Source organism: Streptomyces sp. NPDC004542, from assembly GCF_040610035.1.
In the GTDB taxonomy this organism is placed as follows: Bacteria; Actinomycetota; Actinomycetes; order Streptomycetales; family Streptomycetaceae; genus Streptomyces.
In genome coordinates this window covers 1-16144 of sequence record NZ_JBEXLP010000013.1, presented here as the reverse complement: position 1 = coordinate 16144, position 16144 = coordinate 1, and the positions used below count along the sequence as shown (strand labels likewise).

11 protein-coding genes and 4 pseudogenes are annotated in these 16144 nt (G+C 72.3%); 5 read left to right on the top strand and 10 right to left on the bottom strand.

The window, feature by feature from the left end; genetic code table 11:
* Positions 1–100 precede the first annotated feature (100 nt).
* Positions 101–946, bottom strand: coding sequence for an SGNH/GDSL hydrolase family protein (locus tag ABZX30_RS10460; RefSeq protein WP_355931346.1), 846 nt, complete (start codon positions 944–946; stop codon positions 101–103).
* A 326-nt stretch (positions 947–1272) separates the two neighbouring features.
* Positions 1273–2121 (bottom strand): RNA polymerase sigma factor SigF, encoded by an 849-nt coding sequence (locus ABZX30_RS10455; RefSeq protein ID WP_355931344.1) that lies wholly within the window; start codon positions 2119–2121, stop codon positions 1273–1275.
* 228 nt (positions 2122–2349) lie between these two features.
* Between ABZX30_RS10455 and ABZX30_RS10450 the strand changes: the two genes are divergently transcribed.
* A complete protein-coding gene (locus ABZX30_RS10450) occupies positions 2350–3120 on the top strand; it encodes a hypothetical protein (RefSeq protein WP_355931341.1) in 771 nt (256 codons plus the stop codon).
* A 241-nt stretch (positions 3121–3361) separates the two neighbouring features.
* Here ABZX30_RS10450 and ABZX30_RS10445 read toward each other — a convergent pair whose 3' ends face one another.
* Entirely contained in the window at positions 3362–4288 is a 927-nt protein-coding gene (locus ABZX30_RS10445; protein ID WP_355931338.1) for a hypothetical protein, read from the bottom strand.
* 198 nt (positions 4289–4486) lie between these two features.
* On the opposite strand from ABZX30_RS10445, the gene ABZX30_RS10440 reads away from it, so the two are divergent.
* From ABZX30_RS10440 to ABZX30_RS10430, 3 genes and pseudogenes are all read left to right on the top strand, one after another.
* Positions 4487–5779 carry a right-handed parallel beta-helix repeat-containing protein gene (locus ABZX30_RS10440; RefSeq protein ID WP_355931582.1) on the top strand — a complete coding sequence of 431 codons (1293 nt, stop codon included), beginning with the start codon at positions 4487–4489 and terminating at the stop codon, positions 5777–5779.
* A 115-nt stretch (positions 5780–5894) separates the two neighbouring features.
* Positions 5895–6092: a hypothetical protein gene (locus ABZX30_RS10435; RefSeq protein WP_355931593.1), complete on the top strand. Its 198-nt coding sequence runs from the start codon at positions 5895–5897 to the stop codon at positions 6090–6092.
* Positions 6089–6235 (top strand): annotated as a pseudogene (locus ABZX30_RS10430) (cyclase family protein); the annotation flags it as partial. The gene ABZX30_RS10435 and the pseudogene ABZX30_RS10430, both read left to right, overlap by 4 nt.
* 28 nt (positions 6236–6263) lie before the next feature.
* Here ABZX30_RS10430 and ABZX30_RS10425 read toward each other — a convergent pair.
* The 4 genes and pseudogenes from ABZX30_RS10425 to ABZX30_RS10410 all read right to left on the bottom strand — a co-directional run.
* Entirely contained in the window at positions 6264–6983 is a 720-nt protein-coding gene (locus ABZX30_RS10425; protein ID WP_355931336.1) for a hypothetical protein, read from the bottom strand.
* A 106-nt stretch (positions 6984–7089) separates the two neighbouring features.
* Positions 7090–7221 (bottom strand): annotated as a pseudogene (locus ABZX30_RS10420) (SDR family oxidoreductase); the annotation flags it as partial.
* A 99-nt stretch (positions 7222–7320) separates the two neighbouring features.
* Entirely contained in the window at positions 7321–8709 is a 1389-nt protein-coding gene (locus tag ABZX30_RS10415) for a protein kinase (protein WP_355931333.1), read from the bottom strand.
* Between the two features lie 170 nt (positions 8710–8879).
* Positions 8880–9320, bottom strand: a pseudogene (locus ABZX30_RS10410) (cytochrome c oxidase assembly protein); the annotation flags it as partial.
* Positions 9321–9566: 246 nt separating this feature from the next.
* Here ABZX30_RS10410 and ABZX30_RS10405 point away from each other — a divergent pair.
* Positions 9567–10685 (top strand): AI-2E family transporter, encoded by a 1119-nt coding sequence (locus tag ABZX30_RS10405; protein WP_355931330.1) that lies wholly within the window; start codon positions 9567–9569, stop codon positions 10683–10685.
* Positions 10686–10918: 233 nt separating this feature from the next.
* Here ABZX30_RS10405 and ABZX30_RS10400 read toward each other — a convergent pair whose 3' ends face one another.
* From ABZX30_RS10400 to ABZX30_RS10390, 3 genes and pseudogenes are all read right to left on the bottom strand, one after another.
* On the bottom strand, positions 10919–12985 hold the full coding sequence (locus ABZX30_RS10400) for a SpoIIE family protein phosphatase (RefSeq protein WP_355931328.1): 2067 nt from the start codon (positions 12983–12985) through the stop codon (positions 10919–10921).
* A gap of 38 nt (positions 12986–13023) precedes the next feature.
* Positions 13024–15468 carry a SpoIIE family protein phosphatase gene (locus ABZX30_RS10395; protein ID WP_355931325.1) on the bottom strand — a complete coding sequence of 815 codons (2445 nt, stop codon included), beginning with the start codon at positions 15466–15468 and terminating at the stop codon, positions 13024–13026.
* Between the two features lie 127 nt (positions 15469–15595).
* Positions 15596–16144: pseudogene (locus ABZX30_RS10390) on the bottom strand (carbamate kinase); the annotation flags it as partial.

The window sequence follows — 16144 nt, the reverse complement described above, 5'->3', positions numbered from 1 at the left end:
CCGATTCACCTGGTTTCTTCACCACTTCCGCGGGCACCGGCCGGAGCTCCTCCACCGGGTGAGGGATGACGCCACGCGACGCGGCAGCCGTACGCCGCGGTCAGCCCAGTCCCAGGGCGCTCAGGGTCTGCCGGGCCATGTGCGACTCACCGAGGGCGTTGGGGTGGACGGGGACGATGTTCGTGCCGAAGAGGAGCGGTTCGATCCAGCGGGTCCCGGCGGGAGCGCAGGCATCGTGCCCCTCGGACACCTGGGAGAAGTCCACGAAGGTGGCCCCGCTCTCCTCGGCGGCACGCTCGACCACGGCGTTGAGGTGCGCCTGTATGCCGCGCAGGTAGGGCACGTCGCCCGCGGCGACCGGCAGCTTCGCGTAGCAGGACGGGTCGGCGGTGGCGGGCACGATCCACGGGTAACCGAGCACCGCCACGTCGGCGTCGGGCGCCGCGGCGCGGACGCTGCGCAGGGCCGCCTTCAGCGCGGGGTAGGTCTTGGCGTCGATCTGGTCGTCGAACGAGCTGCCGTTGTGGTCCTTGCAGGGGCTGCCCCGGCCGCCGCTGAGGACGCCGGCCGTGCCGCAGGCCAGCACGGCGTTGATGAAGGTGCCGTTGTCGTTGCCGCCGATCGTGAGTGTCACCAGGCCGGTGTCCGGGCCGAGGGCGTCGGTCTGCGGCGGTACTCCGGGGTACTGGGACTCGGTGAAGTCCTTGGTCTGCGCGGCACCGCAGCTGACGTCCGTCAGGACGGCGCCGGTCCCGGCGGCGACGAGATGGGGGTAGTTCGCGGTGGAGCGCAGGCACAGCGGGTCGGTGACGTCGACGGGCAGCACTCCGGAGGCGGCGCTGTAGCTGTCGCCCAGGGCGGCGTACCGCAGGGGTGCGGTGGCGTGCGCGGCGGGGGCCGTGAGGCTCAGGGTGACGGCGCCCAGCGCCGCTATTGACGAGGCCATGACATGGCGGAGGACAGGCATCGGCGTGTGCTCTCTTCTCGGGAAACCGGTCTCGGGAGGGTGGACGCGGCGACTGCGGGCGTGGCGGTGCCCGCAGGCTTGCCGATGGCGGCAGTTCGGCGGCTCGAGCAGGGAAATGCCGAGGGTCGCGGGGGCGGACCGCACGGACCTACTGATAGGTAATGTGCGCCCACTCGGACACCGCGTCAATGTCGCCGACCGTACTTCTTTCCCTCCCGGACACACGGCGTGGCGCATCGACGAAAGGGCCGGTCTCCGGGGTGTGCCCCCGCAGACCGGCCCGTGGCCCGTTCGGACCGGCTGGGTCAGCCGGTCACGAGCAGCCCCTCGCGCAGCCTGGCCAGGGTGCGCGAGAGCAGACGGGAGACGTGCATCTGGGAGCAGCCGAGGCGCTCACCGATCTGAGCCTGGGTCAGCTCCTCGACGAAGCGCCAGTGCAGGATCCGCCGATCACGTTCGTCGAGGGAGGCGATCAGCGGGGCCAGGGCGTGGAAGTCCTCCACGAGCCCGAGCGCCGCGTCCTCGGAACCGATGAAGTCGGCCAGTACGCTCTCGCCGTCCTCGCTGCTGTTGATCGTGGCGTCGAGCGAGGAGGCGCTGTAACCGTTGGAGGCCAGCCGGGCCTCGACGACCTCTTCCTCGCTCAGGCTCATCAGCTCCGCCAGCTCCTTGGCGGTGGGCGTCCGGCCCATGCGGCTGCGCAGTTCCTCGGTGGCGCGCGCCAGCTGGACGCGGGCCTCCTGCAACCGGCGGGGCACGTGCACCGCCCAGGAGGTGTCCCGGAAGAACCGCTTGATCTCCCCCACGATGTACGGCACCGCGAACGAGGTGAACTCCACCTCCCGCGACAACTCGAACCGGTCGATCGCCTTGATCAGCCCGATCATCCCGACCTGGACGATGTCCTCCATCTCCTCCGGGCCACGGCTGCGGAAGCGGCCGGCCGCGAAGCGGACGAGGGACATGTTCATCTCGATCAGTGTGTTGCGCGCGTACTGGTACTCGGGGGTGCCCTCCTCGAGGACCGCCAGCCGGTCGAAGAAGAGCCGGGAGAGCACACGTGCGTCCTTCGGCCGCACGGCGGTCGGCTCGGCGATCTCCGGCAGTCCTGCCGCTGCCTGCCGGCCGGCGTTCCTGACCGTGGCGACCGTCATCATGCCTCTTCCCCCGTCGGTGTGTCCGACGTGTGTTCGTAGTGCGGATGAGCGGCGGCTACCCGAGCCCGCTCCGGATATGCAGCGCGCTGACCCGTTCGGTGATTACCGGGCACGACTCACAGCCAAACGGGTGTACTCGCCCGTATCATCTGTCGCCCGAAGAGACTTGGTGTGTCGCCCGAAGAGACGCGCTCACCGGTCACGACCCGAGGAGAGTGCCGCAACATGCCCGAGAACACGGCTCCGGCCACCGAACTGACGTCGCAGTATCTCACCAAAGTAGCCACCGACCTCGAGCAGAACGTCAAGGAGCAGGAGCGCGTCAGCGCGGAAATCACCGCGCTGCAGGAGCAGTTGGTCGTACTGCAGCACGACCACACGGTGCTCGTGAACATGCGGCAGGCCCTCGGCACGACCGCGGTGCCCCCGCAAAGGGCCGCCGGATCCGACACGGCGGCCCAGGCCGAGGCGCGTACGGCGGAGCCGGCCGCCGCGGAGCCGGCCGCCAAGGACCCGGCCAAGGGGACACGCGGCAAGGACGCCACCACCGGCCGGGGGCGGCGCAAGACCGCGGCGAAGCCGGTCACCAAGAAGCCGGCCACGGCCTCCCCGGCCGCCAAGAAGTCGCCGGCCACGTCCCCCGCCGCCAAGAACACCAAGAAGTCGGCTGCCGCCCCGGCGGCCGCCAAGAAGCCGTCGGCCACTGCCCCGGACGCCCAGTCGTCACAGCCCAAGCTGATCGAGCTCGTCCGCGCCCAGCTCGCCGAGCAGAAGGAACCCCGTTCCGCGGCGGAGGTCGCAACCGCCCTCGGTGAAGCCCATCCCGGACGGGACGTCAAGGTGACGGTCGTACGCTCCACCCTCGAGAACCTCGTCGCCAGGAACCAGGCCCAGCGCACCAAGCAGGGCACGTCCGTCTACTACACCCCCACCGAAACGGCGCCGGAGACGAAGGCCACCGACAGCGACGACCAGCCCGCACCGGCCGGCGCCTGACCTGCCCGGAGGGTCGGGTTCTGCACGTGGGATCTCGGCAGTCGCCTGGTACGACCACCATGAGTCCAGGCGGCGCCCGAGACCGCACGGCACCTGACCCGGCACCGCGGCCACCGCCCGGCACATCGCGGCGTGGGCCGTGGACACCTTCGCGCCGCTCGTCGACCGCGCGCGGTTCGGGACGGGAGGCACGGACACGGCCGGCACACGCGGGAGCAACGGCTGCCGACGGGACACAGAGTCACTGACGTCTGGCGCGGGGGTGCGGGAGCTGCTTGCGCGTGCTGCGCCAGCTCGACCGCGCCAGCTCGACCACGTTGCCCCACTCACGGCGCACCTCGTGCTCCGACGGCCTCTCGCCCCGCTGGATGCGAACGAACTCGTCGCGCACTTCCCGTCCCACCGCCGCGGACAGCACGACCCCGAGCATGACCGCGAAGAGGGCCGAGATCATCGCGAAGACGGCGCCCACGGTCCCGTAGCGTGCGGCGTACGTGTTGAACAGCCGGGGCAGGGAGACGGACGCCCACATCGAGTAGGCACCGGTCAGCACGGCCGCCACGACCGCGAAGGGCAGCAGGTCCCTCCTGCCGATCCGCTTGGCGGACAGGAGCCGGCCGCTCCAGACGAGGAAGACCGTGGTCACCGGAACCCCGCACACCGCCTCCGGCAGCCCCAGCCACCCCGAGGGCAGGATCGCGTAGATCCAGCCGAGGACCGTCGTGTAGACGATGACGGACAGCAGCCACTCGAGACCGTTCCGCGTGTTGCGCACGCCGAGCGCCTTGAGGTCCCAGGTCTGCTCGAACAGCCGCTGTGCCGCGCGCGCGAAGCTGAGGGAGGAGATCACCAGGAACACGGCCCCGACGGCACCGATGCTCTCGGAATCGCCACCTGGGGAGGAGAAGAGGTCCTTGACCGCTGCGGCACCGTCACCGGTGAGACCCAGCCGGTCGACGATCTCGTCAGCGAGGTCGGTTCCCACCGTGCCACCGAGCACGGCGCCGACCAGGATCGCGAGCGGGATCAGGGCGGTCAGGGCACTGGAGGCCAGGGACATCGAACGGTCGAATCCCGCGATCCGCTGGAACCGGTAGAGCACACGCAGGGCGAACGCCGGGCGCAGCCAGAACGTCAGTGCCCGGTAGACGCGTTCGCGGTGGATCACGCCGCGAGCCTAACGGGCGGTCGGCCGGCGGCCACCGAGGACGCGGGGCGGCTCACCCTGATGCTCGGAAGACGGGTGAGCGGGTCGGCGGAAGGGCAGGTCGACCGCCATGGGCGCTGTTCATGATGATGAACGTCAATCATGTGCACGTCTATTGACGCGCACATGGCGTAAGTCTAGCTTCTGAGAAAGCGCTTTCTGTGCTGTTGTCCACGCCTTGGGCGCAGCCAGCGTTCACGTACTCGAACCGACCCACGTTGCCACACAGCCTGGAGACGAACGATGCACCTCAAACCAGTCATCGCGTCCGTCGGCCTGCTGGCCGGCACCCTCGTCGCACTGTCCGGCACCACCGTGCAGGCGCTCGAGGTGCAGACCAGCAGCAGCACGACCCCACTGGCGAGCGGCGCGCTCTACGTGGCGCCGAACGGCACCGACGGCGCGGCCGGAACGCAGTCGGCGCCGACCACGCTCACCTCGGCGATCAGCCGGGTCGCCTCCGGCGGGACGATCTACCTGCGCGGCGGGACGTACAACCTCGCGTCGACGGTCACCGTCCCGGTCGGCGCCGACGGCACCTCCAGTGCCCGCACCACCCTGTCCGCCTACCCGGGCGAGACCCCGGTGCTGGACTTCTCGGCCCAGAGCGAGAGTTCGTCCAACCGCGGGCTCCAGCTGAACGCCTCGTACTGGCACGTCTACGGCGTCACCGTGGAGCACGCCGGTGACAACGGGATCTACGTCGGCGGCAGCAACAACGTCATCGAGCGCACCGTGACGGCGTACAACCGCGACACGGGACTGCAGCTCGGCCGGATCTCCTCCAGCACGCCGAGCAGCCAGTGGCCGTCCAACAACCTGATCGTGAGCGCCGAGTCGCACGACAACGCCGACTCCGACGGCGAGGACGCCGACGGCTTCGCGGCCAAGCTCACCACCGGCACCGGGAACGTCTTCCGCTACGACGTCTCCCACAACAACATCGACGACGGCTGGGACCTTTACACCAAGACCGACACGGGTGCCATCGGCCCGGTGACCATCGAGTACTCGCTCTCCTACAACAACGGCACCCTCTCCGACGGCACCGTGAACGCCAACGGCGACCGCAACGGCTACAAGCTCGGCGGCGACGACATCGCGGTCAACCACGTCGTCCAGCACAGCATCGCCTACCACAACGGGCATCACGGGTTCACCTACAACAGCAACCCCGGCTCGATGACCATCTCGAACAACGTCGGCATCGACAACGCCCAGCGCAACTTCTCGTTCGACGCCGGGACCTCGGTGTTCCGCAACGACACCTCGTGCCGGTTCGCCGTGAAGGGCTCGAACGACAAGACCGTCGGCAACGTGGACAGCTCCGACCAGTTCTGGACCGGCTCCAACGGCTCCCGGTGCTCCGCCTACAGCGGCGCCCTGGGCTGGTCCTACGCCTCCGACGGCCACCTCGTCGTGACCTTCGGCGGGACTCCGGTGACGCCGTAACCCGCTGCTCCGGGCCCGCTCCTCCGGCGCATCCACCCCGTGGATGCGCCGGATACGGGATGCGGATGACCCGGAGGGTGGGCGGAGGGCCCCGGAAGCCGCATAGTCGTCGCACGTGAACGCCGCTGTCCCCGCACAGCCCGCGTCAGGCTTCCGCAGCATGCCGCGCGGCGGCTCCCCGGCGGGCAACGGCATCCACTGGGGGCGGCTGCTGCGTGACGGCCACGTCATGGAGGGGACCATCACCGGGCTCGGTGCCCAGCGCACCCGCTGCGTGGCGGAGAAGGCGGACGCGACGGAGGGGACGTCGTGACCCTGGACCGCACCGATCCCGAGGGCGCCATCGCCGAGGCCGCCAAGCCGTACTCCGACTGGGGACGTTGGGGTGAGGACGAGCGGCTCGGCACCCTCGACTTCCTCACCGAGGACAAGCGGCGCGAGGGCGCCGCGCCTGTGCCTGGGCGGTGACCGCCACCGGGCGCGGTCAGCGCTCCGGCAGCCGGTCGTAGGTCTTGAACGTGTAGGTGGCGTCGTAGGTCATGAGGTTTCCGCTCGTCGCCGGCAGGCCGAGCCTTCGGTTGACGGATGCGGTCAGGGGTCCGCAGTGTGCGGCGGCAGGGGCGGAGAAGGTGTCGTCGTAGGCGGAGAACTTGATCAGCGGCGGGTCCTGGGAGAGCCACTCGGAGGGGCCCGACCGCTTCATGTGGAAGTCGACGGGCGCGTCCGCCCCGATGGTGCAGCTGTGCCGCAGGAGAGGACTCAGGAGGTGGAAGCGCAGACTGAACTGCCCGGTGTAGAAGTCGGATCGGCCGCCGTATTCCGGTTGTATCGCCCAGCCTCCGGGCATGGCGGTCGGCGTGGTGCGCATCGCCCCCCACACCTGCCCGGGGGTGCCGTCCGGCAGCGGGCCCTCCGCGTGCGTCATGGTGATCGGGGCGAGGGCCACGGTGAACCCGCCCATCGTCAGCTCCGGTGCGGCGTGGTGCACTTCGCACCGCCAGCGGCTGGGATCCACGCCGGAGGGAAGGGGCGGGCAGTCATCGAAGCCGGCGGCCGGACGGGCAGTGGCGGTCTGCGCGGCGTGGGCGGTACCCGGTGTGCAGAGGGCCGCGACGCCCAGGAGCGCGGCGGCGCCGGCGGCGCAGGCGGCGGTGCGGCGGGTCGTCGAGCGGGCGGGGCGGAGGTCGGCAGTGGAGTTCGGCATGACGATCATCCTGCCGTTCACCGCTGTGCGGCCACCATCGGTGACACCCCCGGCCGGACCCTGAGAGGACCCTGACGTGATGTCAGGGCCCTCTGCCCGGTACGACTCACGGCAGCGGTGTGCCGCCCGTGGCGTTGAGGACCTCCGCGGTGATGAAGCCGGCCTGCTGGGAGGCGAGATAGACGTACGCCGGTGCGATCTCCACGGGCTGTGCCGGGCGGCCCATCGGGCTCGTCCTGTCTCTCGGGCGGTCGGGACAGCCGTCCGGGTTCCCTGATCCGCTCCGCCGAAAGCACCCTCCTGCCCGGTGCTCCGCCGGTGCTCCGCCGTCACTCGCTCAGTGCTTCCTTCCGTGCTCGGCGGCGCCCGACTTCCCGGGCTTCGCGGGCTCCTTGGGCTGCTTGGGCTGCTCGGGCTTCTTGCCGCCCGGCGGCGCCTTGTGCTCCTTGGGCCGGGACTGCGGCCCGGCTGCCCGCGCCGTCCTTCCCCCGTGGGTCCCGGCCGCCGACCGGTGCGCGGCGGACGGGTACGAGGGGATGCCGGGTTCCGTCGCGGACCGTACGGCGGGTGTCGTCGGGGCGGGGCGTGCCGTCCCGTGCGCCGGTGTCGCGGGCGTGCCGGAGGGCTCGGCCGCCCGGGCCGTCGGTCCATGGCCGTCGGCGCCCGAGGCGGTGCTGACGCCGGACCCTGGCAGGCCCCCGACCGACCCCGTCAGGGCGACGCCGAGCAGCGTGGTCAGCGCGGCCCCGGCCGTGGCCAGGTGCCGCCCGCCGCGCCGCCGCCGGGCGGCCGGGACCCGGCGCGGGGCCGTCACCCTCGTCGGCGGTCCGGGATCGGCGGCGAACACCGGGGCGTGCGCCCGGCCGGCGCCGTACGCCCCGCCCGAGAGGGTGACCCGGGCTCCGCTCAGCGCGGTCAGCGCCTCGGCGCACACGTCCGCAGCGGGGCGTTCACCGGCCTCCTGCGCGGTCATGGCCCGCAACAGGCGGGACAGCTCGCCGCCGAGGGAGGCGGGAATCACCGGGGCGCGGTACAGGCGGGCGATCGCCGCTTCCAGCGGGGCGCCGTCGTACTCCAGTCGTCCCTTGAAACACTCCAGCAGGGTCAGGCCGAGGGCGTAGACGTCCGCGGCGGGCCCCACCTCGCCGCCCGTGACCTGCTCGGGAGCCAGGTACGCCGCGGTGCCCACCAGCGCACCGGTGGTGGTGTGCGCGGTGGCGTCGACCAGCTGGGAGATGCCGAAGTCGGTCAGGTGGGGAGCGCCGGCCTCGTCCATGAGGATGTTGGACGGTTTGACGTCGCGGTGCACCACCCCGGCGCTGTGCACGTGCGCGAGGGCCTCGGCCAGGGCCGCGCCGAGGGCGCAGACATGCGCGCGGGCCAGGATGCCCGAGGCGATGCGGGTGCGCAGCGTCGCGCCCCTGAGGAGCTGCATGACCAGGAAGGGGCGGCCCCTGTCCCGTCCGTAGTCGTGGACGGTGACGAGTCCGGGATGCTGGAGCCGGGCCAGCAGCCGGGCCTCCTCGGCGAAACGTTCCTCCGTCTGTGTCCCGGTGTCCGCACGGAACACCTTGACCGCGACCCGCCGTCTGAGCAGGAGATCGAATGCCTCGTGGACGTCGGCGGCGCCGCCCCGCCCGAGCAGGGCGTCCAGACTGTAGCGGCCGGCCAGCACCGCGCCCCGTAGGGGCGATTCCGGCCCCGCGGACCGTGGGCGTACCGGCATGTGCTCTCCCAAGACGGACGTGCTGGGTCCGGCCGGCGTATCCGGACGGAGACATCCGCGTTCCCCGAACCGGTCGCGTTATCCATGGCCGGCGTCGCCCGGTCCGAACGGAGTGTCCGTCTGCCTCCGGGAGACTCACCCGCGAGGCGGCCGGGCGGGGCCGGGACGCCGGTACGGCGCTCGGGCCGCCAGGTGGCCACCAGCACTGCGGCCAGCAGGAGTTCGGCGATGTCGCCACCGTAGTACATGATCTCGGCGCCCTGCCGGACCTGGTCGACCGGCGCATGGACGTGGACGTGGAACCCGCCGTACATCGCCTGCGCGATCAGGGCGTGCGCGGCCACGGCGACGCCCAGGCACACCAGCCGGGTCCGCACCCCGGGGCGGGCGGGCGAGGGGTCGGGGCCGGCGACGGCGTGGGCGAACAGGCAGCCCGACACGAAGAAGTGCCCGGCCATCAGCCAGTGCCCGGCGGGTCGGCCCATCGCGGTGTCGTACAGCGGGGTGAAGTACAGCGGCGCCAGAGTGCCGGTGCTCAGCGCCAGGGCCACGGCGGGATGACCCGCCACCCGTGCCGGACGGCTGTGCAGCACCGCCGTCAGGCGGCGGGCCGCCCGGCGTCCGGCCGGTTCACGCGGCTCGCCGCAGGGGCCGGAAGCAGTCTGTGGAAAGCCCGCCTCACCGCCGCGGGGCGTGGCGGGCGCCGTCCTCGCGCGTTGCTTCGCGTCCTCCGCCCGGCTTGCCCTTACGGTGCTGTAGAAGTGACGGAAGGTCAGAAGCGAGGGGAGGCACGGGAGGCCGTGGCCGATACGGGCGGTTCAGCGACCGGGCGGGGCCGCGGGCGCCGGGCGGGCCGCGTGGTGCTGGGCAGCCGGCCGGCGCACTCCATGCGGCTCCCGCCGCGTCCGCGCCCCGGCCCCACGGCGCTCGGGGCGGCCGGGCGGACGGCGCCGTCCCTGCGTGTCGCAGCGGCGTACGCCTGGCGCCTCATCGTGGTCGGCATCGTCGTCTACGGTGTCTTCACCGTCCTCGGGCGCTTCCAGCTCGTCGCCGTGGCCCTGTTCCTCGCGCTCGTCGTCACCTCGCTCCTGCGCCCCCTCGCCGACCTGCTCGACCGGGTGCTCCCCCGGCCCCTGAGCGTCGCCCTCGCCCTCGTCGGCAGTCTGCTGTTCCTGTTCGGTCTGCTGGCCCTGGTCGGCAGCGCGGTGGCGGGCGAGTCGACGAAGCTCGCGGGTGAGTTCCGCGGCGGCGTCCACCGGATCGAGCTGTGGCTCACGCGTCCGCCGTTCCGGATCAGCCCCGGCACCCTCTCCAGCCTGCAGGGCCAGCTGGTGGACTACCTCAACACACACCGTTCGAGACTGCTCAGCAGCGCCGTCAGCGGTCTCGGCCGCGTCGTCGAACTGGTCACCGGTGGAGTGCTCGCCCTGTTCTCCTCCCTCTTCTTCATCCACTCCGGCGAGAACCTGTGGGCGTGGGCGCGCGACCAGTTGCTGCCCAGCAGCGCCCGTCCGGGGTGGGACCGGGCGGGGCACGCGGCCTGGCGGACCTTCGCCGGGTACACCCGCGGCATCATCATCGTGGCCGCCACCAACGCCGTGCTCGTCGGCGTGGTCCTGCTCGTCCTGCGGGTGCCACTCGCGCTTCCGCTGACCCTGCTGGAGTTCTTCGCCACGTTCGTGCCGCTGGTGGGCTCACCCGTCGCGCTCGGCGTGGCCACGGTGGTCGCCCTCGCCGGGCGCGGCCCGCTCACGGCTCTCGCCGTCCTCACGCTCATCGTCGTCATCGGCCAGCTCGAGGGACACGTGCTGCACCCCCTGGTGCTGAGCTGGGCGGTCCGTCTGCACCCCCTCGTCGTCGCCGTGTCGGTCATCTCGGGCACCATCGTCGGGGGTGTGATCGGAGCCGTCGTGGCCGTCCCGCTCGTCTCCGTGGTCTGGTCCGTGCTGCGCGCCCTGCGGACGGCACCGGCGTAGACACCTCTCAGCCTTCGGCCGCCCCTTACCGGCGTCCGGCCGGGGGTGCGGGCCGGCCAGGTCACGGTGCCGAGTGATGCGCTCGCCCGGCTGCCGGACGTCGACGGTGGCGGCACCGAGCGGGAAGCACTCCGGCGGCCACGGAAGCTCGACATCGGGGTCATCACACCACGACGGCCATTCCGGGCACGACTCCGGCGGGGGCCACTACGACCGCGACTACTGAGAAGGAGCTAGCGGGTACGGGCCACGAGGAGGGCGACGTCGTCGTGGTCGTCGGGGTGGCGCAGGCCGTACAGGAGGAGGTCACAGGTTTCCTCCAGGGGGCGGTGGGGCTCCTTGAGGAGGCTGAGCAGCATGTCCAGGCGGTCGTCGATGGGGTGGTGGCGGGTCTCGACGAGACCGTCGGTGTAGAGGACCAGCAGATCGCCGGGGTCGAGGTGCGTCATGGTGGTCTCGAAGCGGATCCCGCCGACGCCGAGGGGCGCGCCGGCCGGCAAGTCGAGCAGTCCGGGAGCCTGTCCGGGCCGGGCCAGAGCGGGCGGCATGTGTCCGGCGTTCGCGAGGTGCACGTTCCGCGTCCGGGGGTCGTACACGGCGTAGAGGCACGTGACGATGTAGTGCTCCAGATCGCAGGTGATCTTGTCCAGGTGCTGGAGCACCGCCTCCGGGGCCAGGTCGAGGTCGGCGTAGGCGCAGGTGGCCGTGCGCAGCCGGCCCATCGTGGCGGCCGCGTCGATGCCGTTGCCCATCACGTCGCCCACGACCAGCGCGGTCTTGTCGTCGGCCAGCGGGATGACGTCGTACCAGTCGCCGCCCACCTCGCTGGTCGCCTGGGCGGGCTGGTAGCGGGAGGCGAGCTCCAGCCCGGTGTGGTGCGGCGGGTGGTCGGGCAGCAGGCTGCGCTGGAGGGTGAGGGCGGTGTTGCGCACACTCTGGAACCAACGGGCGTTGTCGATGGCGACGGCGGCGCGGCCGGCGAGCTCACCGGCCAGGACGACGTCGTCGTCGTCGAACGGGAGCGGGTTGCGGGTGCGTTTGAGGTCTAGGGCGCCGAGCACCTCACCGTGGGCGATCAGTGGCACGGCGAGATAGGAGTGGACGCCGGCCCGGGCCAGGAGCGTGACGGCCTCGGGATCGCGGGCGATCCGCGGCAGGTCCTGAGGGCCCACGTGCCGCACCAGGACCGGTCGGCCCGTGTGGACGCACAGGGTGACCAGGCGGTCCCCGTCGTACGCGGCGAGGTCGCCGGGAGGGTCGGCGGCGCGCAGCGCCACGGTGGGGTGGGACGCCCGGAGGGCGAGCGCGCGGAAGAGCTCCGGGCCGCCGGCGGGCCTGCTGGCGCGACGGCAGGCCAGCGCCTCGTCCAGGATGTCCACGGCGACCACGTCGGCCAGGTCGGGGACGGCTATGTCCGCCAGTTCGTGGGCGGTCTCCTCGACCTCCAGGGTGGTGCCGACGCGGGTGGAGGCGTCGGCGATGAGCGCCAGACGGCGGCGGGCCCGGTCGGCCTCGAGCGCCGCGCGGTGCCGCTCGGTGACGTCGACGACGGAGGCGGCCGCGCCCAGGGTCCGCCCGCCGGGGTCCTCCAGGCGGTAGAAGGACAGGGACCAGGCGTGGTCCTCGTCTGGGTCGGTCGGGGGACGGCCCACGTGGTACTGGTCGAGCAGCGGGGTGCCGGTGGTGAGGACCTGGCGCAGCGCGGACTCGATCGTCCCCACGTCGGAGAAGGGCAGGGTCTCGCGCAGCCGGCGCCCGACGTGGTCCTCGGCGGGTATGCCGTCGATGCGCGCGAGCGCGGGATTGACCAGGACGTAGCGCAGCTCGGGGTCGAGCAGGGCGAGGCCGATCGGGGACTGTCTGACCAGCCGGTCGCACAGCGCCAGATCGGTCTCGACGCGCTGCAGCAGGGTGTGGTCGGCCGCGATGCCGAGGGCGAACACCTCCCCCACGTCGTCGAGCAGCCGCATGGTGCGGAACTCCATCGGGCGGCTGCTGCCGTCCTTGTGCCGGACGGGGAAGGCGCCCGCCCAGCTCCGGCCGGTCTCCAGCACGTCGGTGAACAGGCTCAGGACGGACTTCAGGTGCTCCGGGGGGACCAGCAGCTGCGCGGCGGAGGTGCCCAGTGCCTCGTCCGCGGAGTAGCCGAACAGCTCCTCCGCCTGCGGGGTCCAGAACACGATGCGTCCGGTGGTGTCCAGGACCACCGCGGCGACGCTCAGCATGTCCAGCAGCCCGGTCGGCCGGGGCGCCTCGGAGACGGAGACGTCACGGCCGGTCCGGGGGGATTCGGTTGTCATCCCAGGCCCTCCCTTCCGCCGGGCGGCGTCCGGCGGGGTCACGTACCGTCGGGCAGTTGTTGTTCCGTCCAGATCGTCTTGCCCTCGGAGGTGTGGCGGGTGCCCCAGCGCTGGGCGACCTGCGCGACCAGGAAGAGGCCCCGGCCCCCCTCGTCGGTGGTGCGCGCGCCGCGCAGGTGCGGGGAGGTGTGGCTGGCGTCGGAGACCTCGCAGATCAGGGCACGTTCGTGGATCAGCCGCAGCCTGATCGGCCCGTACGCGTGCTTGATGGCGTTGGTCACCAGTTCGCTCACGATCAGTTCCGTGGTGAACGCGATGTCGTCAAGACCCCAACGGGCGAGCTGGCGGACGGCGTTGTTGCGGGCCACGTGCACCGCGGAAGGGTCCGCCGGGACGTCCCAGGAGACGACGCGGTCGGGACTGAGCGCATGGGTCCGGGCGATGAGGAAGGCGACGTCGTCGCGGGGGCGCTCCGGCAGCAGGGTGCGGACCATGATGTCGCACAGTTCCTCGAGCGGCCGGTCGGGGTGGGCCAGGGTGAAGCACAGGCGCTCCATCCCCACGTCGACGTCCCGGTCCGAGGCCTCGATCAGCCCGTCGGTGTAGAGCGCGATGACGCTGCCCTCCTCCAGCGCGATCTCGGCCGACTCGAACGGGAGGCCGCCCAGTCCGAGGGGCGGTCCGGCGGGGATGTCGGGGAACTCGACCGGCTCCCTCAGGTGGGCGATCGCCGGGCTGGGGTGCCCGGCGCGGGCCACCACCATGGTGCGGGCGACCGGGTCGTAGACGGCGTACACACAGGTCGCGCCGACGACGACCGGGCCCTGCGCGGCGGCTTCGGCCTCGTCCGCCAGACGCATCACCAGGTCGTCGACGTGGGTCAGCAGTTCGTCCGGGGGCAGGTCGAGATCGGCCAGGGTCTGGACGGCGGCCCGCAGCCGCCCCATGCTGGCCGCGGCGTGCAGCCCGTGACCGACCACGTCTCCCACGACGAGCGCGACCCTGGCGCCGGAGAGCGGGATGACGTCGAACCAGTCGCCGCCCACTCCGGCCTCGGGATCGGCGGGCAGGTAGCGGTGGGCGACCTCGACCGCGTTGTGCCGGGGCAGGCCGGGCGGCAGCAGGCTGGTCTGCAGGGTGAGTGCGGCCTGGTGCTGCCTGGCGAAGCGCCGGGCGTTGTCGACGCACACGGCGGCCCGCGCCACCAGTTCCTCGACGAGGAGCAGATCGTCCTCGTCGAACGGTTCGGGGTTCTTCCAGCGCAGCAGGGTCACCACGCCCATGGTGATGCCGCGGGCCCGCAACGGGACGACCAGGTGGGTGTGGACGCCGAGCCGGAGGAGCTTCGTCCAGCGCTGGGGGTCGTCGACGAGCCAGGGTGTCGCGGCGTGGACGATCTCACGGATGGGCTTGCCGGTGGCCAGGCAGCGCCGCTGCGGGGACCGGGTCGGGTAGTGGGTGACGGCGCCGACCTCCACGACCACCTCGGGATGGTCCTCCTGGAGCGACAGGTGGGTGGCCCGGTGCAGCGTCGCGTCGCCGCGCCCGGATGCGCCGGACCGCTCCGCCCCCGTCCGTCCGTCGCCCAGGCGGACTTCGTCCAGCAGGTCGATCGCCACGAAGTCGGCGATGCGCGGCACCACGACCTCCGCCAGCTCCTGCACCGTCCGGTCGAGGTCCAGGGTGGTCCCGATGTGCTCGCTGGCCTCGTTCAGCAGGGTCAGCCGGTCGCGTGCCGTGTCCTGGCCGGTGGCGTGGAGGGCGACGAGGCAGATGCCCAGCGTCTCGCCCTGGGCGTCCCGCACGGGGAAGAAGGACCGCAGCCTGAAGCTGCGTTCCCTGGTCCGGCGTGCCATGTCGTGACGGGGCGGTGCGTGGTCCAGGGTCACCTGCGGCTGCCCGGTGACGAGCGCGCGCCTGGCGTGACGGTTGCCGAGGAACGTCGGCTCACCGGCGTCGCCGGCGCTTGCGGGCGCGTCGGCGTCGGCCGGCCGGTCGCCCTCCATCTCGGTCAGCGCCCGGTTCGCCCATTTCCAGTGCAGGTCGGTGTCGAGTACGGCGATCCCGAGAGGTGACCGCACGAGCAGGCCGCGCGCGACCGCGTCGAAGAACTCGTACTCCAGCCGGTCCTGGAGGTCGCAGGCGACGACGAGCCAGCCGTGGTGGCCGTCGCCGCCGAAGAGGGGGCACACGCGGATCGAGAGGTCGACGGTGTGGCCGGCGCGGTGCCGCGCGGTGAGCACACCGGTCCAGCCGCGGTCCGTGCGCCGCAGCCCGGAGACGGCGGCGGCGAGGTTCCCGCCCGCCACGACGGATGCCACGGGGTGCCCGACCACCTCACGGGCCGGGTAGCCGGTCAGGCGCTCGGCTCCCGGGCTCCAGGAGACGATCAGCCGGTCGGCATCGGTGATCACCACGGCCGCGGACTCGATGTCGAACGGATCGGCCGGATCTGCACTGCCGAGAGCGCCTTTGACGCCCATATGCACGTCCCATCCCAGGGCCGGTTCCCCACGAGCCCATTGTCGCACCGGGGGTCGGGCCGCGCCGCGCCGGTGGCCCCCGCGGCCGGGGGACCGGCCGGGTGGCCGCCCTCGGGCACCCGGGTGCCTACAGGTCGGGGCGGACGAGCGTGCCCGACCTGCCGTGGACGATCTCGTACGCGGCGTCCAGGCAGCCGATGGCGGCCAGCCCTCCGGTGCGCTCCACGAAGCGGGCGGCCGCCTCCGCCTTGGGGCCCATCGAGCCCTCCGCGTAGTGCCCCTCGCGCAGTTCGGCGGGGGTGGCGTCGAGGACGGGCCGCTGGTCGCGGGTGCCGAAGTGGGCGTAGACGTTGGGGACGTCGGTGAGGATGAGGAGGAAGTCGGCCTTGAGCTCCTCGGCGAGCAGGGCTGCGGCGAGGTCCTTGTCGACCAGCGCCTCGGCGCCGTGCAGGAGGCCGTGTTCCGCGGTGACGGGGATGCCGCCGCCGCCCGAGCAGACGACCAGGGTGCCGGTCGCGAGCAGTTCGCGGATGCTCTCCGTCTCCAGGATCCGCTGCGGAGCGGGCGACGGGACGAGACGCCCGCCGGTACCCGCGTCCTCGGCGCCCCGCCGGCCGCGGCCGGCCGACCGGCCCGGCCTGCCGGGCCGGGGCAGATCGGAAGAGCGTCCTGTAGC